The 18,394-nt window shown below is 67.4% G+C and carries 20 protein-coding genes, 1 tRNA gene and 1 pseudogene; 16 read left to right on the top strand and 6 right to left on the bottom strand.

Annotation, left to right across the window (positions count from 1 at the left end; genetic code table 11):
- Nucleotides 1-70 precede the first annotated feature (70 nt).
- The 3 genes from ACSU53_RS14120 to ACSU53_RS14110 form a co-directional block, all read right to left on the bottom strand.
- Entirely contained in the window at nt 71-2,056 is a 1,986-nt protein-coding gene (locus tag ACSU53_RS14120) for a hypothetical protein (protein WP_437027790.1), read from the bottom strand.
- Between the two features lie 292 nt (nt 2,057-2,348).
- Nucleotides 2,349-3,596 carry an XRE family transcriptional regulator gene (locus ACSU53_RS14115; RefSeq protein WP_437027788.1) on the bottom strand — a complete coding sequence of 416 codons (1,248 nt, stop codon included), beginning with the start codon at nt 3,594-3,596 and terminating at the stop codon, nt 2,349-2,351.
- A gap of 158 nt (nt 3,597-3,754) precedes the next feature.
- Nucleotides 3,755-4,147 carry a GntR family transcriptional regulator gene (locus ACSU53_RS14110; protein WP_437027786.1) on the bottom strand — a complete coding sequence of 131 codons (393 nt, stop codon included), beginning with the start codon at nt 4,145-4,147 and terminating at the stop codon, nt 3,755-3,757.
- A gap of 500 nt (nt 4,148-4,647) precedes the next feature.
- Here ACSU53_RS14110 and ACSU53_RS14105 point away from each other — a divergent pair, with 500 nt between their 5' ends.
- From ACSU53_RS14105 to ACSU53_RS14035, 15 genes and pseudogenes are all read left to right on the top strand, one after another.
- Nucleotides 4,648-4,941 (top strand): hypothetical protein, encoded by a 294-nt coding sequence (locus ACSU53_RS14105; protein WP_437027784.1) that lies wholly within the window; start codon nt 4,648-4,650, stop codon nt 4,939-4,941.
- Complete coding sequence (locus tag ACSU53_RS14100; protein WP_437027782.1) at nt 4,938-5,897, top strand: DUF2637 domain-containing protein; 960 nt, start codon at nt 4,938-4,940, stop codon at nt 5,895-5,897. The genes ACSU53_RS14105 and ACSU53_RS14100 overlap by 4 nt, the downstream gene beginning before the upstream one ends.
- Nucleotides 5,894-6,277, top strand: coding sequence for an RRQRL motif-containing zinc-binding protein (locus ACSU53_RS14095; RefSeq protein ID WP_437027780.1), 384 nt, complete (start codon nt 5,894-5,896; stop codon nt 6,275-6,277). Before ACSU53_RS14100 ends, ACSU53_RS14095 begins: the two co-directional genes overlap by 4 nt.
- A gap of 89 nt (nt 6,278-6,366) precedes the next feature.
- Nucleotides 6,367-8,595 (top strand): cell division protein FtsK, encoded by a 2,229-nt coding sequence (locus ACSU53_RS14090; RefSeq protein WP_437027778.1) that lies wholly within the window; start codon nt 6,367-6,369, stop codon nt 8,593-8,595.
- Nucleotides 8,596-8,736: 141 nt separating this feature from the next.
- The gene (locus ACSU53_RS14085) at nt 8,737-9,012 is read left to right on the top strand and encodes a hypothetical protein (RefSeq protein WP_359597636.1); all 276 of its coding nucleotides are present in this window, start codon (nt 8,737-8,739) and stop codon (nt 9,010-9,012) included.
- A complete protein-coding gene (locus ACSU53_RS14080; protein ID WP_359745653.1) occupies nt 9,009-9,203 on the top strand; it encodes a hypothetical protein in 195 nt (64 codons plus the stop codon). The genes ACSU53_RS14085 and ACSU53_RS14080 overlap by 4 nt, the downstream gene beginning before the upstream one ends.
- Before the next feature lie 13 nt (nt 9,204-9,216).
- Nucleotides 9,217-9,672 carry a hypothetical protein gene (locus ACSU53_RS14075; RefSeq protein WP_437027776.1) on the top strand — a complete coding sequence of 152 codons (456 nt, stop codon included), beginning with the start codon at nt 9,217-9,219 and terminating at the stop codon, nt 9,670-9,672.
- 86 nt (nt 9,673-9,758) lie between these two features.
- The gene (locus tag ACSU53_RS14070; protein ID WP_437027774.1) at nt 9,759-10,517 is read left to right on the top strand and encodes a DNA methylase; all 759 of its coding nucleotides are present in this window, start codon (nt 9,759-9,761) and stop codon (nt 10,515-10,517) included.
- Nucleotides 10,514-10,807, top strand: a pseudogene (locus ACSU53_RS14065) (bifunctional DNA primase/polymerase); the annotation flags it as partial. The gene ACSU53_RS14070 and the pseudogene ACSU53_RS14065, both read left to right, overlap by 4 nt.
- A gap of 46 nt (nt 10,808-10,853) precedes the next feature.
- Nucleotides 10,854-11,683 (top strand): IS5 family transposase gene (locus ACSU53_RS14060; protein ID WP_355272912.1). Its coding sequence is split into 2 segments (ribosomal slippage): nt 10,854-11,193 and nt 11,193-11,683, totalling 831 coding nucleotides; the frame shifts between segments, so codons are not numbered across the junction.
- A gap of 24 nt (nt 11,684-11,707) precedes the next feature.
- A complete protein-coding gene (locus tag ACSU53_RS14055; protein ID WP_437027772.1) occupies nt 11,708-12,298 on the top strand; it encodes a bifunctional DNA primase/polymerase in 591 nt (196 codons plus the stop codon).
- A 149-nt stretch (nt 12,299-12,447) separates the two neighbouring features.
- The gene (locus ACSU53_RS14050) at nt 12,448-12,708 is read left to right on the top strand and encodes a hypothetical protein (protein ID WP_437027771.1); all 261 of its coding nucleotides are present in this window, start codon (nt 12,448-12,450) and stop codon (nt 12,706-12,708) included.
- Complete coding sequence (locus ACSU53_RS14045; protein ID WP_437027769.1) at nt 12,705-13,853, top strand: DUF3631 domain-containing protein; 1,149 nt, start codon at nt 12,705-12,707, stop codon at nt 13,851-13,853. The genes ACSU53_RS14050 and ACSU53_RS14045 overlap by 4 nt, the downstream gene beginning before the upstream one ends.
- Nucleotides 13,854-14,082: 229 nt before the next feature.
- Entirely contained in the window at nt 14,083-14,292 is a 210-nt protein-coding gene (locus ACSU53_RS14040) for a helix-turn-helix domain-containing protein (RefSeq protein ID WP_359597642.1), read from the top strand.
- 74 nt (nt 14,293-14,366) lie between these two features.
- A complete protein-coding gene (locus ACSU53_RS14035) occupies nt 14,367-15,569 on the top strand; it encodes a site-specific integrase (protein ID WP_437027768.1) in 1,203 nt (400 codons plus the stop codon).
- Nucleotides 15,570-15,652: 83 nt separating this feature from the next.
- Here the strand turns inward: ACSU53_RS14035 and ACSU53_RS14030 are convergent.
- The 3 genes from ACSU53_RS14030 to ACSU53_RS14020 form a co-directional block, all read right to left on the bottom strand.
- A tRNA-Pro gene (locus tag ACSU53_RS14030) sits at nt 15,653-15,726 on the bottom strand.
- A 32-nt stretch (nt 15,727-15,758) separates the two neighbouring features.
- Nucleotides 15,759-16,535, bottom strand: a complete 777-nt coding sequence (locus ACSU53_RS14025; protein WP_437027766.1) for a Pr6Pr family membrane protein — start codon at nt 16,533-16,535, stop codon at nt 15,759-15,761.
- A gap of 159 nt (nt 16,536-16,694) precedes the next feature.
- Nucleotides 16,695-17,618 carry a metallophosphoesterase gene (locus ACSU53_RS14020; protein WP_437027764.1) on the bottom strand — a complete coding sequence of 308 codons (924 nt, stop codon included), beginning with the start codon at nt 17,616-17,618 and terminating at the stop codon, nt 16,695-16,697.
- A 225-nt stretch (nt 17,619-17,843) separates the two neighbouring features.
- Between ACSU53_RS14020 and ACSU53_RS14015 the strand changes: the two genes are divergently transcribed.
- Nucleotides 17,844-18,308 carry a GatB/YqeY domain-containing protein gene (locus ACSU53_RS14015; protein WP_437027762.1) on the top strand — a complete coding sequence of 155 codons (465 nt, stop codon included), beginning with the start codon at nt 17,844-17,846 and terminating at the stop codon, nt 18,306-18,308.
- The last annotated feature ends 86 nt before the right edge of the window (nt 18,309-18,394 follow it).

Genomic DNA, 18,394 nt, shown 5'->3' with positions numbered 1-18,394 from the left:
GCGGCCGGGACATCGCACGATTATTCTTATCCCTTGATGGGGTCCGTCAGATGGCTAGGCGGAGGGCGAATCAGTCGCCGTGCGCAGAATTGCCGAGCGTTGTGATATCTTTAATGATATAGCCACGAATCAAGTCGCCACTGGGGGCTAGTAGCGGGTCCACAATGGCCCGAGCGTCATGTACGTGCAGAAGGTTGATGAACCGATCAAATCGTTCGTCCGTCTCAAGGATCGATACCGTAAAATCGGGGAGCTCAATGCCGGCCATTTCCCAATTCGCGGTATATTTTTCCAGGTTGAGCGGGTTTGTGAGCAACGATACTACGCCTGCGATGATGATTGGGTCGCCGGTCTCTGCGTTGGACAGAAATGCGAGTGGCGCGTAGAAATTCTCGGCTACTGAGTATGAGTCTGCGATAGATCGCGTATAGGGGACAGCTTTTGCCTCCAGGCATGCGACCGGCGTTTGCCCCATTGCAATCAGGCGAGAATAACTTCCGTAGTACTCGCCGACGACTCCTTCCTCATTCTTCGAGTAGCAGTTGGGATCCTTTCGCTCCCGTGCTTCACGTATTGCTGAGTTGAATGCAGCCGCATTGCTGATCGCGGCTGCTTCTGACTGGCGCACGACACGAGCTCGTTCTGAGATATACCGAGAACTCCCGTCCTCAAGATCCATTCGGATGCACCACTTACCCGTGGAAAAGTCATCGTAGTAAGGATCCCAAGCAATGTGAATCACGGGATCGCTTACTTCACCTCGGAAGAGTGACTGCCCGCGCTGAATCTGCCTATACCACATTTCGTAGTCGAAGTCTTTGAGAAGGGCGTGTTCTTTGAAAAGTTCGCTGCTTATGCTGCCCAAAATTCGATGCGCTGGACGCAGGCAGCGTTGATGCGCGAAGCCGACTTCGAATGGGAGTCCATCCTCATCAACTTCGATGAACGGTGCCATGTCCTCAGAGATGAACTCGCCACAGCCCAGGCACGCGAATGGTTTGGGGTTTTGTTGGAATGCCTCACGACACAGGGCTGCATGCGCTAGGGCGTACGGAGTAGCGTCGTAGTTTTCGTCTGAATTTATCGGGATGATCGCAACCTTTTTGTCGGCGAGCGCTTCGGCGTTCTCTTCCACGTAACGCTCAACGCCCGCCTGTGTCGCGAAACGGCGTATGAGGTTCCAGCGAATCCCGCTTGCCAAGTGAACTTTGTTGCCAGCGAAGGTAGATCTTCTGTTGCCATCTTCGGCGAACCTTTTCAGCTCAGTGATCAGAAGGTCTGCACCTTCGTAGGGAGATTCGGTTAGGAGGACCTCACGGCCCGATGCCACTTCATCGGTAATGTGCGTTAGTTCAAGGAGCGTCTCGCGGGTGATTGGAGCTGTCGATTCGCCATCGATACTAAAATATTTCCCCATTCGCTCACGAAGCGCCTTTTCGTCGATGGACAGGCGATCGCGCGCCAGATTTAGTCCGAGTGCGACCAGGCCGCCCCACAGAAGCTGCGGCGGCACCTTAGAGTGTCCCGCAAGGAGGAAAAACATTGCTTGCTCTAGGGCGCCGCCTTCTTCGATGTCAAGGACCGCCACATGGATCCTCTTCATGACTTGAAGAAGGTCGTTGTCTTCCATCTCTTTGGTTGCTTGCTCTTTATAGTGATGTCTGATCAGCTTCTTAGTCTTTTCTAGGGCATCGCTCTCGTTCTTGGTTAGTGGGTTCTTGGTCCAGTTTTCATTCAGTCGCGCAGCGGTGGTTATCTTGCGTAGGTCTTTCGTGATACGCGATGAGGAGGATGGCGAAGTGGCGAGGATGTATCGCTGTTGCGTCTTAGTCCTGGAGACGTACTGGCTTACGAATTGACTGATTACGGAAGAGTATTCGGAGTCTTCAAGCTCTGAGAGGCTGATTGTCCGTTTCGCTTGAACGAAAAATTGGAACTCATGGCCTGAAATGGTCAGGTCGTCGATAGCATCCCCGGTCTCGAACGCAATTTCATGGATGCGACTGTTCAATTCGAGAGCCCGGACACTCTCTTGGTTGCACAGAATGTGCGCCATGACGAGAGCGGCAACGCGTTGTTGAAAGTCAATTCCGGAATTTGTTGCCGATCCTCCGCCGCTCCCAGTCACTTCGCCTTACCTCCGCAACTCATGCTGGTCTCAGAAGGTCAGAATAGCGGGGGATCGGCGTTTTCAGGAGGGGTTACATGATGCAGACCTCATCACACCTTCAGACCGGCGGACGAAGCGGCGCGCGTTGGTTAGCTTTTGAGCGGCTGCCGCGTAGCCACCGGTCCCTTTGTCTTGGTCTCAGGCGGAGAGGCACCCTGCCCCTGTAGGCGGCGTGACGTCACTGAGGCAGGAAACCGGGCGTCTCATGTCCCAGAGCATGCAGCCGAGCAAGATAGCTTTGTGCCGCAGGTTCCTTGGAGTATCGGCGTTTCATCTCTGCCGCAAGCTCCCGGCTGGTCATGATCAGCGAAGGCACCGACTGACGGTCTCCTTCGAGTGCTCGTTCCCCCATGGTGAGTGCCTGCTCCAAGTCGCCCTCGCGCGCCGCCGTGACCCCGAGAGTGACCCGTGCTTCCGCGTTGCGCATCGGTGAACGCTCGGTGCCGTCGAAGTCTGTTCCCGCCCTCAGTACCTCTTCAGCGAGCGTGCGAGCGATCTTGTCTTCACCGACCAGGCGGTAGCAATCCATCGCGTAGAAGTCGAACTTGGCCGGGTCCACCACGAAGTGGTTGTCCAGGTTCTCGGGGTACGGCATCCCTTCCAGCATCCGCCGGCCCTTGTCTAGGGCGACCTCGACTTGTCGGCGGTCTCCGAGCCGCGCCCATGCCTTGGCTTCCTGTGCCGCGAGTTGAACGGCCACTCCGTGATGTGGCGCGGCTGCAAGCCCGCTCTGTGCTGCCGCGATGGCGCCGCGGTAATCGCCGGTCGTGAGGGCGAACCAAGCACGCATCTCGTGGGCCCACCCGGCTACCTCAGCGTGGTCAGCCTCGGTCGCGAGGGATAGAGCGGCACGCCGCGTCGACTCGGCCGCGTGACGGTCCCCCGTGTCGTACTCCACGCAACCGACTAGCAGCGCGAGCCAACCGGACAGGGCGAGCACTTCACGGTGCTGGGCGAGCGTGAGGCTCTTCGTGTGGAGTTCTACGACCCGGCGGAGCCACTGACGCCCCTCAATGAGGAGCTGCTCGCTGGGCATGAACGGGTACTCGGAGGCGAGCCGGTCGGCTGTGATGCGCAGCGCGTCAAGGGTGGCATTGTCGACGTCGGAGCGGCTGAGGCGGCTCACGATCTCCAGCGTCTCCATGCCGCTCGCGGCCAGGATCTCCTTGTCCCCGTCCCGGCGCGACGGCGCGGGGAAGAGAGCGCGTGTCACCGTGCCGAATGTGGCCGCGATGATCGGTTGGTAGAAGTCGTTCGGCATCTGGCCTGACTCCCAGCGCTTCCACTGGCGAATCATGCTGTCCTCTGCCGGCAGTTCCGTGGGAGCGTGCGCCCGCAGTGCCCTTACTGCCTCACGCTGCGACCAGTCGCGCGCCGCTCGTTCGGCAGCGATGCGCCGTGCCCATGCGGGCCTGTCGTCGGTCATGTGCCCTCCTCCGAGTGCCTACTCCGAGTCTCACCCGCGCGATAGGGGGACAGGGAAGGGGACAAGGGGGTGTCACTGGACATGTCCCCACCTCCGCTACGCCGCCCCCAGGCTGTCACTTACCTCATACCCTCCGTTACTCCCATGCTGGTTGCAGATCACGCACCACCCGGCGCGGAGCGGTCTTCGAGCGCTTCGAGCCGTTCGACTCTGCCGCGCAGATCTGAGACTTGGGAGGTGAGATGTTCGAGCCGGCGCAGGACTTCGGGGAGGTCAACGCCTGCGTTCGCTTCGCGGCTTTCGGCCGGCTGCTGCGGGTCCCGGGCGTAGCTTCCGCGCGATGTGGTCGTGATGAGCCCATCCTCACGCAGGATCGTAAGAGCACGCTGCACGGTCATCCCGGAGATCTTGAACCGTGCGGCCAAGTCCCGGACGGACCCCACATGGGCCCCGGGCTTGATGTCGCCACGAAGGATCTCTTGGCGCAGGATGTCGGCCGCTTGCTCGGACTCCGTACGGGGGTCGTCTTTCGAGATTTCAGCGCTGGTCACGCCATCGAGCGTACTGGCCGTTAGTACGCCCTAGCACGAGATTCGCGCGGACCTCTTGCGCGGTAGCACGTGCTAGTACATCCTGTTACGTGCCAGGCCGGCGAGCCCGAAGGGTTCCGTCGGCTGTGTCTGCAAGTGCTTGACCTGCAAAAACCGCATCACCCAATGGGGGCCACGTCCATGGACGCGGTCTCAAGGGGCCCGGGACAGAGCGGGCCGAGGGCGCACCCGACCCTGGTCATTCGGGAGGGCTTAGACCGAGAGGTCACGTCTCCATACGCCTACAACGGGGTCATGCCGCGCTACCTGATACGGGCGCGGCACCCCCGAAGGAGACAGTTCACCGCCCCGGCATCCTGCCGCGAGGGCGCCGGATCGACTCCGGCCCGGGGCACTGACCCACGCCGCGCTGCGGCTCGGGTGCTTCCCGGACAGTCGCCGTCTCACCAACACGCCTGCGATTGCTCCGGCTTCCTGTCCCTCCCACTTCAGGAGCTGCCATGCGTACGTATGTCGGCCGTCACCAGGCCTTATCCGCAGAGGACTTCGCGGAACTGGCGCTCGGCACCCCGGTTGAGCTGTGGCTCGGGGTCGAGGACGAGACGGACGAAGAGCGCGCGGCCCGTCTGGACGCGGCGCGCGACATCCTCGCCGACCCGGAGTACAGCGACCTCCCCGACCACCTGATCCGCCTGGCCGCGGGGGTCATCGAGGACCACCCGGACCTGTTCGACGTGGTCCCGCTGGCCCACCCCGCCCGGCGCCGCACGGCACGTCGGGGGGTGGCGGCATGACCACCGCGACGCCCACCGCCGGGGCACCGTCGTCCGGGGTGCCACCGCTGACCAAACCCGAGATGGGCCTTGCCGGAGTCGGCGCGGTTGCTGCGGCCGGCGTCGGTGCGCTCGGTCTCATCTCCTCGTTCGACGCCGTATCGGCCGCGGCGGCCCGCTGGGGGTTCGGTGAGCCGTGGATGCTGCCGGTCGGTATCGACGTGGCCATTCCCGTGTTCACCGTGGCCAACCTGTTGTTGATCCGGCTGGACATGGCGCTCGCGTGGGTGCGGTTCGTCCCGTGGGTGCTAACGCTGGTCACCTGCGGGCTGAACATCGCGGCAGGGCACGGCATGTGGGCCAAAGTGGCACACGGCACGATGCCTCTGCTGTGGGTCGTGTTCTCCGAGATCGGCGCGCACGTCTACGCCGTCCGCATCGGCGCGGCCACCGGCCGACGGATGGAGAAGATCCGGTGGTCCCGCTGGATGCTCGCTCCACTGTCGACGTTCGCGCTGTGGCGGCGCATGACGCTGTGGGAGGTCACCTCCTACAGCACGGCACTCACCTGCGAGCGGAAGCGACTGTTGGCCCGCGCGGACCTACGGGAGCGCTTCGGCCCGCTGTGGCGCTGGAAGACCCCGCGGCGCGAGCGCGTGATGCTGCGCATGGGGGAACTCGCCCCGGCCGCCGAGCAGCAGCACACGCCGCCCCCGACGATCCCTCCGGTTGACCCCAAACCGCGTCCGCGCCGTCGAGGAGCGAACAAGAGCAAGGCCAAGGCACAACGCACCTTCGACGATGCGCTGACCGAGGCACGCACGCTCACCGCGGGGTGGACGGACGCGGAACTGACCGCGGACCGGCTTCGCACTGCCGTGCGCGTGTCACAGGCCAACGCTCGGAAGCTGCGCGACCTGCTCAAGGCTGAGCGCGCCGAGCAGCCCACCGGGGAGACCGAGGCGGTGGCCGCGTGAAACGGCTGACGTTCACCGACTGCTTCGACCCGACCGGCGAGCGGTTCGGCGTCCCCACCTACCCCTGGAAGTACGCCCCCGGCGGGCTCGCGACGCGGCGCCAACTACGTGCCCGTGGCCTGCGGCCCGGAGGGCAGGACATCGCTGCACAGATCTTGCGTCCGCGCCGTCGACGCGAGCCGCTGACCGCGTACCTGTACCGCGTCGACCGCGCCAAGCCGGTCCGACCGATGACGCTCGCCAAGCGGCGCGCGCTCGCCAAGGCCAACCGTGCTCGTCGCACCTGCCCCGAGTGCCGCCGGGATGCCGGATACGTCATCCCGTCCTCGCTCGGCATGTGCGCCACCTGCGCCCACAACCAGGAACAGCGCGCCGCCTGACATCCCCACTCCATCCCGGCGGGGTCCGACCGCTCACCTCCTACAGCGCCGGCCGGACCCCGCCTTCCTCCCACTGGAAGGGACCCTCAGTGAAACATCCCGACGACGAGAACGAACTCTTCAACCGACTCGAAGCCGAGATGGCAGCCGACTCCGGGGGAGAGGTGGTCGACCTCGACAAGGCACGGTCGGTCCGTGCCGAGTCGGCCGATCCGACCGTCCGATCCGACGCCGACCCGTCGGCCGACTCCGAGGCGGGTCGGTCGGGTGCCGAGTCGGGCGCCCCGACCGTCCGCATGATGGTCGACCGGCCGACGCCGACCACGACCGGTCCGGGCTACCTCGGTCGGCTCGCCGGAGCGCAGCGCCGTGCGGTCGTACCCGTGTGGCTGCGGTCCCTCGCAGAATTGCGGACCGCATCGGCATGGGTGGCTCGCCACTACGCCCACGCGGCCGGCTATCACGCGCTCCGGACCCCGGTCTACGCCGCTCGCCTTATCCTTCAGGCGCCGTCCGGGTTCGCCCGGTTCGTGGGCGGCACGATGCGGTGGGTGGCCGACCGCGAGGGCGAGCCGGTCCGACTCGCCGCGGTCCGCCGCGAGGACGCGGCCGAGTACCTGAAGCTGTCGCGGCAGCGCGACGGCCGGGTCCGGCTGCGCACCCTCGTGATGGTGCTCGCGATGTTCACCGGACTGGGCACCGCACTCGCCATCTACGTACTCGCCCCCGAATGGCTTCAGGCCGTCTCGGTGAGCGCGGTTCTGCTCGCGCTCGGGTACGCCGGCCGCAAGGCGGATGACCCGGTCATCCACCGGGCGGTGGAACTGCCCAAGGCGACGAAGCTCACCAGTGACATCGTGCTGCGCGCGCTCGGCTCACTCGGCATCCCGGCCATCAACCAGGCGCAGAGCAAGGGACGGGACGGGTTCACCTTCACCGCTCCGATCACGCGCGACGGTCCGGGGTGGCGTGCCGAGGGCGACCTCCCGTACGGCGTCACGGTGACGGACATCATCGAGCGGCGCGAACGGCTCGCATCCGGCCTGCGGCGTCCGCTCGGCTGCGTGTGGCCGGAGGCCGTTCCCGACCAGCACACCGGGCACCTGGTGCTGTGGGTCGGCGATCAGGACATGTCCAAGGCCAAGAAGCCCGCGTGGCCCCTGCTCAAGTCCGGATCGGTGGACCTGTTCAAGCCGGTCGCGTTCGGCACCGACCAGCGCGGACGCTGGATCGAGATCACGCTCATGTACATCGCGGCCGTCATCGGCGCGATCCCGCGCATGGGTAAGACCTTCCTCCTGCGTCTGCTGCTGCTCATCGCCGCCCTTGACCCGCGGGCGGAGCTGCACACCTACGACCTGAAGGGCACCGGCGACCTTGACCCGGTCGGCGAGCGCGTCGCCCATCGGCACCGTGCCGGCGACGAAGAGGACGACATCGAGTACGCGGTGCGGGACCTGCACGCGGTGCGCGAGGAGCTGCGCCGCAGGGCAAAGATGATCCGTTCTCTGCCGCGGGACGTCTGCCCGGAGTCCAAGGTGACGTCGGAGCTGGCGAACAAGCGGTCACTGGGACTGCACCCGATCGTGATCGGGGTGGACGAGTGCCAGGTCTGGTTCGAGCACGAGAAGTACGGCAAGGAACTCGAAGAGATCTGCACTGACCTGGTCAAACGCGGTCCGGCCACCGGCATCGTGCTCATCGTCGCCACGCAGCGCCCGGACGCGAAGGCACTGCCCACAGGCATCAGCGCGAACGCATCGGCCCGGTTCTGCCTGAAGGTCATGGGTCAACTCGAAAACGACATGGTGCTCGGCACGTCCGCCTACAAGCGGGGCGTGCGCGCCACCATGTTCAGCTGGGCTGACAAGGGCATCCACTACTTCGTCGGCGAAGGGGCGGACGCCCGGATCGTGTCGTCGGTGTACGTGGACGCTCCGGCTGCCGAGAGCATCGCGGCCCGCGCCCGCAAACTTCGGGAAGCCGCGGGCACCCTGTCCGGCCACGCGCTCGGGGAAGAGCCAGAGCCGGATGAGAGCGCGGCGTACGACCTGCTGCGCGACATCCTCGCGGTCGTCCCCGCCGACGAGCCCAAGGTGTGGTCCGAGACCGTCGTGTCCCGGCTCGCCGACCTGCGGGCGGAGGTCTACGACGGCTGGACGCCGGACGCGCTCGCCGCGGCTCTGAAGCCCTACGGCGTTTCCACCATCCAGGTGGGGCGCCGGGTGGGCGGCAAGGTCGTCAACCGGCGCGGTATCGACCGCTCCCACATCGCGGCGACGATCGCGGAGCGTGACGGAAAGCGGGACACGGGCTGACCGTCCGGGGCTGCTAGCGCTAGCGGCACACCCCGCTAACGTTAGCGGCCCCGCTAGCGCCCCAAACCCGCTCTGATCAGGCCGCTAGCGGATAGCGGCCCACCTGTGGAAACCCCTGATACCCGCCTGGAAGGGCCCACCATGACCCCTGTCCTGCTCGCTATCACCTTACTTCTCGGTGTCACGCTGTGTTATGTCGCAGTGTGCACCGCGTCCCCGTTCGGCAACTGCCGCAAGTGCAACGGATGGGGCTTCGCGATGAAGACCGACCGCAAGGGTCGGATGAAGCGCGGCAAGGACTGCCGTCGCTGCAAGGCCACCGGCAAGCGCATCCGCGTCGGCCGCTGGCTCTACAACCGCTGGGCGCGCATCTATCGCGCTGGCACCGACAAGCCGCGGCCGGGGGTGGCGCGATGACCTTCGACATCTCCGCCGTCCTGCTCTTCGGCGTCGCTTCCGTCTTCGCCGTCAAGACCAGGTCGGCCGGCGCCGGTGCTGCCGTCGTGCTGTTCCTCTTCGGGTTTTTCGCCGCTGGTACGGGCGCGTACGAGCCCATTCGCGACCTGGTCAAGTCCTTCGCCGACTTCACCACCGAACTCGGCAACTGAGGGGGAGGACCCCATGAACAACCCCACCAAGCACACCGTGGCCCACCACGAAGCAGCCGTGGAGGTCCACCACCCCACCCCGATCACGCTCACGGCTCCGTTGGTGCCGGTGCAGCCGGGCACCGTTCCGGCGGTGGCGAGCGTCATCCTGCCGGACGGTCGAGTCGTCACCGGCTACGCCATCGAGCAGGCCAAGCCCGAGCCGGTCGAGCCCAAGCCGGCCATCTCGCGCACCGCGGTGAACATCGCCTTCGGAGGCGTCGGGTTCCTCGCGGTGTGCGGCGGGCTGCTGCTGCTCACCTCGTTCATCGCCGCGCTGACCGCGCTGGTCACCCAGCTCATGATCCTCGCCGCCGTCATCTTCGGCGGCTGGATCGCTGTGCAGGTGCTCAGGCCGAGCAGCCACCGCGACGGGACCACGGTCAACATTCGCAAGGCCGTCTTCAAGCGCAACCACTTCCACAGCTAGCTACGCCGGGGCGGGCGCCGTCTCACCACAAGCCTGCGCCCGCCCCGGTTCTCCGTGTCCCTCCAAGAGAACAGGAGACCCTCAGCATGACCCAACGTCGTGCGTTCGGCGAGGGCCGTCCGGCCCCTGCCACCCAGAAGAGGTGCTATGGCCCCCGGCCGCGCCTTCTGGACCTCTTCTCGTGCGCCGGCGGCGCTGCCGTCGGCTATGCCCGCGCCGGGTTCGTCGTGGACGGTGTCGACATCGCCGACCGGCCGAACTACCCCTTCCCGTACCACCGGGGTGACGCGCTCGAACGGCTCGCCGCGCTGATCCTCTCCGGAGAGATCGAGCGATACGCGTTCGTGCATGCGTCCCCGCCCTGCCAGCACGGTTGCTCCTTGACCGTGGGGACCAACGCTTCCCAGGGTTGGGGCGGCACCCACGAAGACCTCGTGGCGCCCACCCGCGACCTGCTCGACAAGACCGGCTTGCCGTACGTCATCGAGCAGCCCAACGGTCGTGCAGAGATCCGCAAGGACCTGACTCTGTGCGGCGAGATGTTCAGGCTCGGGGTCATCCGCCACCGAAACTTCGAATTGGGTGGCTGGAGCATCGAGCAGCCGCCGCACGTCCGGCACCGCGGGCGGGTGCGTGGCTATCGGCACGGCCGGTTCTACGACGGCCCGTACGTGGCCGCCTACGGCAACGGTGGGGGCAAGCCGTCCATCCCGGAGCTTCAGGCCGCGATGGGCATTACGTGGACCGAGGTGCGTGAAGAGCTGACCGAGGCCATCCCGCCCGCCTACACCGAGTGGATCGGCCGCGCCTTCCTCACCTCCAACGCACTGAGGGAGGCGGCATGAACCGTCACCTCCTGTACGCCGCCCTCGACGCTGCTGAGCGGGGGTGGGCGGTGCTGCCGCTCCGTCCCGGCGACAAGCGGCCTGCCCTGCATGGTGAGGACGTGTGCCCCGGCATCGGGGACTGCGCCGGCGGTCACCGCAAGTGGGAAGAGCGGGCCACCGTCGACCAGGACCGCATCCGCCGGGCATGGGGCGACCTGCCGTTCAACGTCGGCATCGCGACCGGCCCGTCCGGGCTGGTCGTGGTCGACCTTGACGTGCCCAAGCGGAAGAGCAGTGCGGACACGCCTAGGGTCTGTCGTCAAATGATCTTCGATCGGGGATCATGGTCGGGTGATACGTCGCCATGAACTGTCCGATGCCGAGTGGGCCTTCGTGCAGCCGCTGCTGCCCCGGTCCGAGCGGGGCCGCAGACGGCTGGACGACCGGACGGTCCTCAACGGGATCGTGTGGAAGTTCCGGACCGGAACGGCCTGGCGGGACGTGCCCGAGCGGTATGGCTCCTGGGCGACGCTGCACACCCGCTTCCGCCGGTGGGCCAAGGACGGCACCTTCGAGCGGATGCTCCGGGCCGCCCAGGCCAGGGCTGACGCGGCCGGGGACATCGAGTGGCTGGTGTCGGTCGACTCCACGATCGTCCGAGCCCACCAGCACGCGGCCGGAGCGCGAAAAGGGGGCTCCACTCCCCGGGACTCGGCCGGTCCAGAGGCGGTCTGACCAGCAAGATCCACCTGGCCTGCGATGGCGTCGGCCGCCCGCTCGCCTTTACCGTCACCGGCGGGAACACCAACGACTGCACGCAGTTCACCGCCGTGATGGAGGCGATTCGGGTGCCCCGGCCGGGTCCGGGACGGCCCCGGGTCCGACCCGACCACGTCATCGGCGACAAGGGCTACAGCTCCAAGGCCATACGCACCTGGCTGCGGCGACGGAACATCCGGCACACCATTCCGGAACGGTCCGACCAGGTTCGCAACCGGATCCGGCGCGGCAGCCAGGGCGGACGTCCGCCGGCCTTCGACAAGCAGGTCTACAAGCGGCGCAACGTCGTCGAACGGTGCTTCAACCGCCTCAAGCAATGGCGTGGCATCGCCACCCGCTACGACAAGACCGCCGAGTCCTACCAAGCAGCCGTCACCCTCGCATCGCTGCTGATGTGGGCGTGACATTTGACGACAACTCCTAGCGGCGTGGCGACCTTCAAGGCGCTCTGCGAGCGCACCGGGCACGCCGTGCCTACGACCCGCACGGTCCGGACCGCGAGCGGGGGATTCCACCTGTACTTCACCGCTCCGTCCGGCGTCCGGCTCGGTAACACGGCCGGACGGCTCGGCAAGCGCATCGACACCCGCGCGTGGGGTGGCTACGTCGTCGCTCCCGGCAGCGTGACCTATGCCGGGGCCTACGCCGTCGTTGTCGACGTGCCGCCCGTCCCTCTGCCGGATTGGCTGTACGCCCGTCTGATGTTGCGTCAGTCGTCACGGGGGCGGATGGCCCCACCGTCGTCAGTCCGGGCGTCCAGCTACGCCACAGCGGGCTTCAACGCGGAAATCACGAGTGTGCGGGCGGCTCCGGAGGGCGAGCGCAACGCCACGTTGCTCCGGGCGGCGCGAGCCCTCGGACGGTTCATCGCGTGGGGCGACCTCCCCAGGAACCAGGTTGAGGAGGCTCTTCAGTTGGCGGGGGAGGACGTGGGACTCTCGCCGCGGTCCTGCGCGGCAACGATCCGGAGCGGTCTCAACTGGTCCATCGCGCGTAACGGACAGCGGAGGGCAGCATGAGCACCCGCTCCCGGCCTTCACTGAGGTTGATCCACTCCACGGAGCAGCCGGCAGACGGCCCGGCGACCCGCTCTCGCCCCTCACTGAAGAGCCTTCCCGGAACCGTGTCCGGCCCGCGCGCCGTCGACAACGGCGCGTTCGCTCCGGCCGTGGGCGAGCCGAAAGGCGTCGCCCGCAAGGGCGTCCCTTCTGCTCTTCGTTCTGACCCGCACGCGGTCACCGTGACCGGCATCATGCCGGGCTTCCAGGTCCGCACGACCGGCGTGCCGATGGCCGACTGGCTGTGCTCCTGCGGACACCACGAACGAGCCCGCGGGGCTGCCGCCGTCCTAGAACTCACCGAACGCGTACGCGTCGGCGTCTGCCCGCACCGCTCCGTCTCTCTACAGGAAAGGAGGACCTTCGCATGACTTCCACCAACGGCGCGGTCCTGCTCGATGAGGTGGAAGCCTTCCACCGCCGCTTCAACATCTTCCCCCTCGACGCCGCATACGTCGCGGTGACGTTGTGGGACGCGCACGCCCACCTGCTCGACTGCTTCGACTCCACACCGCGGCTCGCGTTCCTTTCCCCGGAGCCGGGCTCTGGCAAGTCCCGTGCGCTGGAGATCGTGGAAACCCTCGTGCCGCAACCGATGGTCGCGGTCAACGCCTCCGCGTCCGCGCTCTTCCGTGCGGTCTCCGGCATGGACGGGCGACCGACGATCCTGTTCGACGAGATCGACACGGTCTTCGGTCCCAAGGCTGGAGAGAACGAACAGCTCCGAGGGTTTCTGAATGCGGGTCATCGCCGTTCCGGCGTCATGTGGCGTTGCGTGGGCGACGGCGCCAACCAGCAGGTGCAGGAGTTCCCGTCGTTCTGCGCCGTAGCGGTCGCCGGTCTCGGCTCGCTGCCGGACACGATCCTGACCCGCTCGGTCATCGTGCGCATGCGGCGGCGCGCACCGAACGAGCAGGTCGAGCCCTTCCGTCAGCGCATCCACGAGAAGGAGGGTCACGCGCTGCGCGACCGGCTCGCCAACTGGGCACAGTCCGTTCGGCACTTGGTCGACGGAGTGTTCCCGGAGTTGCCCGAGGGCGTCACCGACCGGCCCGCGGACGTGTGGGAACCCCTGCTCGCCGTGGCGGACGCGGCCGGCGGCGCATGGCCGGATCGGGCCCGCGCCGCCTGCATCGAGCTGGTCAACGCGGCGAAGACCAGCGACAAGGGCAGCATCGGCATCCGGCTGCTGACCGACCTGCGCGACTACGTGTTCAACGGCATCGACCGTCTGCCCACCGTCGCCATCCTGGACAGGCTCCACAGCCTCGAAGAGGCGCCGTGGGCGGACATGAGCGGCAAGCCGCTCGATGCACGCGGACTGTCGCGGATGCTGCGGGAGTACATGACCGCGGACAACACCCCGATCGCGGCCCGCAACATCAAGGCCGGCGGAAGCGTCATGAAGGGCTACTACGCGACGGACCTTCACGACGCATGGCAGCGCTACTGCCCGCCCCCCACAGAAAGTGCGCTACTTCCGCTACCTCCGCTACCGGGCAGGTCAGAGCCCTGAAATCGGTAGCGGATCGCGACTCCGCATCCGCTACCGCGACGCTCTATCCGCTACCCGCCCCGTGGCCGCCACTGTCCCGGGGCCGGTAGCGGCTCCATCCGCTACCGCTACCCCTATCCGCTACCGCGATCATGCCTCTGAGCAGGGCGGTAGCGGAGGTAGCGGAAGTAGCGGACCTGACAGGAAGGGGGCCACCGCCCCCGGAACCCTGCCGAGGAGGCACCGCCGCATGAGCACCGTCGCTGAACCCGCCGAACAGCTTCTCTACCGGCCGGAAGAGGCCGCCAAGGCTCTCAGGATCGGACGTTCGACGGTTTACGAGGAGATCCGCCTCGGACGCCTTCAGACCGTCCGCATCGGCCGTCGCCGCCTCGTGCCGCCGGAGTACATCGCGCAGTACGTCGAACTCCTCAAGCGCGAGGCGGAGACCACCGCCTGAACTTCCCATCACACCCGTTCGACAGGGCCGCGTCCTTCAAGGCGCGGCCCTGTTCCATGGAGGCACAACGCAGCATGAGCGACACCCCGAAGCGTGCCCGCAGAGCCGGCCACGGTGAGGACACGATCTATTGGGACCAGGCCAAGAAACGCTACGTCGGGGCCGTCTCCCTGGGCTATGCCCCGAACGGCAAGCGCCGTCGACCCAAGGTGTACGGCAGGACGAAAACGGAGGTCCGCCAGAAGATCAGGGACCTGAAGAAGGAGGTGCAGACCGGCGTCAAGTCGCCGGCCAACTACACCGTGGCCAATGCGGTCAACGACTGGTTGGAGCGCGGCTTGAAGGGTCGCGACGAGAAGACCGTCAGCAAAAACCGCACGATGGCGAACAAGCACTTGATCCCGTTCATCGGAAAGGCCAAGCTGAAGGATCTCAGCGCGGACGACGTGGACGACTGGTTGGACGACAGGGCCGAAGTGCTCGCGACCCGCAGCCTGCGGGACCTGCTCGCCATCCTGCGCCGCTCCATTGCCCATGCTCAGCGCAGGGACAAGGCCGCACGGAACGTCGCTCTACTCGTCACCGTTCCAGAGGGACGCCCCGGCCGGCCGAGCAAGGCGCTCAACCTGGAGCAGGCGAAAGCCGTGCTTGCCGCGGCCCGGCCATCGCGGCTGTGCGCCTACCTCGTGCTCTCACTCCTGAGCGGGGTCCGTACGGAAGAGGCACGCCCCCTCACCTGGGACCACGTCTTCCTGGAGACGAAGGAGGGAGTGCCGCCGCACGTCGCGGTGTGGCGCTCTGTGCGCAAGCACGGCGACACGAAGACCAGGAAGAGCCGGCGGACCATCGCTCTGCCGAAGCAGGTGGTCGACGTACTCGAAGAGCACAAGCGATGGCAGCAGCAGGAGCGGGCATCGAGAGGGATGGAGTGGAGTCCGAGCGGCCGTGTCTTCACGACTCGGAGCGGCGAACCGCTCGACGCGGCGAACGTCCGGCGTGACTTCAAGGCCATCGTGAAAAAGGCCGGTCTGAAGCCGGAGTGGACCCCGCGGGAACTCCGGCACAGCTTCGTGTCGCTGCTCTCCGACCACGGCATCCCGCTGGAGACCATCGCTCTCTTGGTCGGTCACAGCAGTCAGGCCACCACAGAGGCGGTCTACCGGAAGCAGCTCCGGCCCGTGATCACGAAGGGTGCCGAAGCGATGGACGACATCTTCGCCGAAGATCAGGAAGGGGAGGCCACGGCAAGCCAGGAAGAGGGGGACGCGGTGGTCTGATCAACTTCGTTTGGCCCCCTGTTTGGCCCCCGAGCATGACAGAGGGCCTGGCGTCACTTGCACACCAGGCCCTCTGACCAGCGTCGGGGTGGCGGGATTTGAACCCACGACCTCTTCGTCCCGAACGAAGCGCGCTGCCAAGCTGCGCCACACCCCGATGTCGCTGCTGTCGCGGCGACGACGTTTACTTTAGCCCACTGGTGCCCGGAGGCGAAATCCGGTTTTGGGGCGGCGGCGGACCGGGTTCGGGCGGGTGTGGTCCACGACGACGAGGAGGACGGCCAGGGCGTAGAAGGCGAGGCCGAGGAGGAGGGCGTTGCCGAGGGTGCCCTTGTAGCCGTGCCGGGTGATGTCGAGGAAGGGGTAGAGGTAGCGGGCCGGGTGGGTGGGGAGGAGTTCGCCCCGGGCCAGGGAGAAGGTGAGGTAGGCCAGGGGGTAGAGCATCCAGGTGGCCGTCTGGCGGAGGTGGGTGCGGGCCGGCGGGGTCAGGACCAGCCAGTCGAGCAGGGCCGCCACGGGGAGGGCGGTGTGCAGGGTGTGGGCGGCGATCGCGGCCGGTGGGGAGGTGCCGTCGGACAGGGCGAAGGCGGGGCTCGTGTCCGCCAGGAGCAGGTGGTGGACCAGCCCCGTGATCAGGACGTAGAGCAGGGCCGCGCCGGTGACCGCGCCCGGCAGGGGTTGGCGGCCGGTCCAGGAGCGGCGGGCCGAGGCCAGGCTGACCAGGGCCAGCAGGACCGCGCTCTGGACCGCGAAGTGGCTGAGCACCAGGGCGGGGCTGCCGAGGAGGAGCAGCGCGGTCACCGCCGAGATGGCCGCCAGCGCCAGGGCCAGGCGGTATGCCGCCGCCCACGGGCGGCGGACCGGGGCCATGACGGCGCGTGCCGGGACCGGGGAGGGGAGGAGCGCGGGCCTCTTCACGGGGACGGCGGGGAGGCCCGGTATCTCCCGGGGTATCGGTGCGGTCATGCACCCAGCGTGGGTATGTCGCCCGGTCCGGGCGATATGGGGTGGACCGGTCGGGTTACGGGCGGGCGCGGGTGCGGGGCGCGACCGGTCAGGGGGTGAGCGGCGCCCTGGCGTCGCCACGCGCCCCGGCGGGCGCGTGGGGACGCCGCGCTCCCGGCGTCAGCGGGCGACCAGCGTCATCAGCGTCGCTTCCGGCGGGCAGGCGACGCGGACCGGCGTGTAGCGGTTGGTGCCGCAGCCGGCCGAGACGTGGAGGTAGGAGGTGTGGCCGCCGGAGGTGTGCGTGGAGAGGCCCTTGACGCGGTCGGTGTCCAGGTCGCAGTTGGTGACCAGGGCGCCGTAGAAGGGGATGCAGAGCTGGCCGCCGTGGGTGTGGCCGGCCAGGATCAGGGGGTAGCCGTCGGCGGTGAAGGAGTCAAGGACGCGCAGGTAGGGGGCGTGGACGACGCCCATCGAGAAGTCCACGCCGGCCGACGGGCCGCCCGCGACCTCGTCGTAGCGGTCCCGCTTGATGTGGGGGTCGTCCAGGCCGGTCAGCTCGATCGACATGCCCTCGATCTTCAGCGTGCCCCGGGTGTTCGTGAGGTTGAGCCAGCCCGCGGCGTCGAAGCCGTCCCGCAGGTCCTCCCACGGGTTGTGGATGGCGCCGACGGTGGGGGCGTTGCCGTTGAGGCCGTGGCGTCCCTGGACCCTCTCGATGAGGTAGCGGGCGGGGTTGCGCAGCTTGGGGCCGTAGTAGTCGTTGGAGCCGAAGACGTAGGCGCCCGGGAACTCCATCAGCGGCCCGAGGGCGTCCAGGACCTCCGGTACGCCCTCCGTGTCGGAGAGGTTGTCGCCGGTGTTGATCACGAAGTCGGGGCGCAGGCCCGCCAGGGACCGCAGCCACCGCTGCTTCTTGCGCTGGCCGCTGACCAGGTGGATGTCGGAGACCTGCAGTACGCGCAGCGGACGCATCCCGGACGGCAGGACGGGGATCGTCACCCGCCGCAGGCGGAACGAGCGGGCCTCGAAGCCCGCCGCGTACACCAGCCCGGCGGCACCGGCCGCCGTGATTCCCAGGGGGATTCCGTATCGCGCGCGCATGCCTCCCATCGTGTCAGACGCCGGATGCCGCCCGTCCGCCCGGTCGTCCCGGCCTGCCCCGCCAACTCCGGGGCCCCGCAGCCGACTCCGCTGCTCCGCGACGCTGGAGGACGACCGGTCCCGTGCCGGGCGGCACGGTCCGATCGAGCGGCCGGTGGCCGAGGCTCCGGTCGGCGTGCCGAAATCGGGGAGCGGGTGCCCTCGGGTACCTGCGAGAATCAGGTCATGACCACGCTCAAGTCGAAGCTGCAGGATGACCTCAACGCCGCGATCAGGGGGCGCGACGAGCTGCGCTCCTCGACGCTCCGGCTGACGCTCGCCGCGATCACCAAGGAAGAGGTCGCGGGCAAGGAGAAGCGCGAGCTCTCCGACGACGAGGTGCAGAAGGTGATCACCCGCGAGGCGAAGAAGCGCCGCGAGGCGGCCGAGGCCTTCGCGCAGGGTGGTCGCGCCGAGCAGGCCGAGCGGGAGCGGGCGGAGGGCGAGGTGCTGGCCCAGTACCTGCCCAAGCAGCTGTCCGACGACGAGCTGAACGCGATCGTCGCCCAGGCCGTCGAGGAGGCCAGGGCGGCGGGTGCCGAGGGGCCGCGGGCCATGGGCGCGGTCATGAAGATCGTGAACCCGAAGGTGGCCGGGCAGGCCGAGGGCGGACGGGTCGCGGCCGCGGTGAAGAAGCTGCTCGCCGGCTGACCGGGCGTTCCCCTCCCTCTCCCGCCGCCTCCCGCCGGGCGCCCGCCCGGTGACCGGGCGCATCCCTCTCACCCGCGCCCGGTGCC

This window comes from Streptomyces sp. enrichment culture, from assembly GCF_964273255.1.
Classification (GTDB): domain Bacteria; phylum Actinomycetota; class Actinomycetes; order Streptomycetales; family Streptomycetaceae; genus Streptomyces.
This window is presented reverse-complemented; position numbering and strand designations above follow the sequence as displayed.

Excerpts from the sequence above, each read along its gene's own strand:
- ACSU53_RS14120 (WP_437027790.1), bottom strand. The coding sequence starts at position 2,056 with ATGGCGCACATTCTGTGCAACCAAGAGAGTGTCCGGGCTCTCGAATTG.
- ACSU53_RS14115 (WP_437027788.1), bottom strand. The coding sequence starts at position 3,596 with ATGACCGACGACAGGCCCGCATGGGCACGGCGCATCGCTGCCGAACGA.
- ACSU53_RS14105 (WP_437027784.1), top strand. The coding sequence starts at position 4,648 with ATGCGTACGTATGTCGGCCGTCACCAGGCCTTATCCGCAGAGGACTTC.
- ACSU53_RS14100 (WP_437027782.1), top strand. The coding sequence starts at position 4,938 with ATGACCACCGCGACGCCCACCGCCGGGGCACCGTCGTCCGGGGTGCCA.
- ACSU53_RS14085 (WP_359597636.1), top strand. The coding sequence starts at position 8,737 with ATGACCCCTGTCCTGCTCGCTATCACCTTACTTCTCGGTGTCACGCTG.
- ACSU53_RS14080 (WP_359745653.1), top strand. The coding sequence starts at position 9,009 with ATGACCTTCGACATCTCCGCCGTCCTGCTCTTCGGCGTCGCTTCCGTC.
- ACSU53_RS14075 (WP_437027776.1), top strand. The coding sequence starts at position 9,217 with ATGAACAACCCCACCAAGCACACCGTGGCCCACCACGAAGCAGCCGTG.
- ACSU53_RS14070 (WP_437027774.1), top strand. The coding sequence starts at position 9,759 with ATGACCCAACGTCGTGCGTTCGGCGAGGGCCGTCCGGCCCCTGCCACC.
- ACSU53_RS14045 (WP_437027769.1), top strand. The coding sequence starts at position 12,705 with ATGACTTCCACCAACGGCGCGGTCCTGCTCGATGAGGTGGAAGCCTTC.
- ACSU53_RS14040 (WP_359597642.1), top strand. The coding sequence starts at position 14,083 with ATGAGCACCGTCGCTGAACCCGCCGAACAGCTTCTCTACCGGCCGGAA.
- ACSU53_RS14035 (WP_437027768.1), top strand. The coding sequence starts at position 14,367 with ATGAGCGACACCCCGAAGCGTGCCCGCAGAGCCGGCCACGGTGAGGAC.
- ACSU53_RS14025 (WP_437027766.1), bottom strand. The coding sequence starts at position 16,535 with ATGACCGCACCGATACCCCGGGAGATACCGGGCCTCCCCGCCGTCCCC.
- ACSU53_RS14020 (WP_437027764.1), bottom strand. The coding sequence starts at position 17,618 with ATGCGCGCGCGATACGGAATCCCCCTGGGAATCACGGCGGCCGGTGCC.
- ACSU53_RS14015 (WP_437027762.1), top strand. The coding sequence starts at position 17,844 with ATGACCACGCTCAAGTCGAAGCTGCAGGATGACCTCAACGCCGCGATC.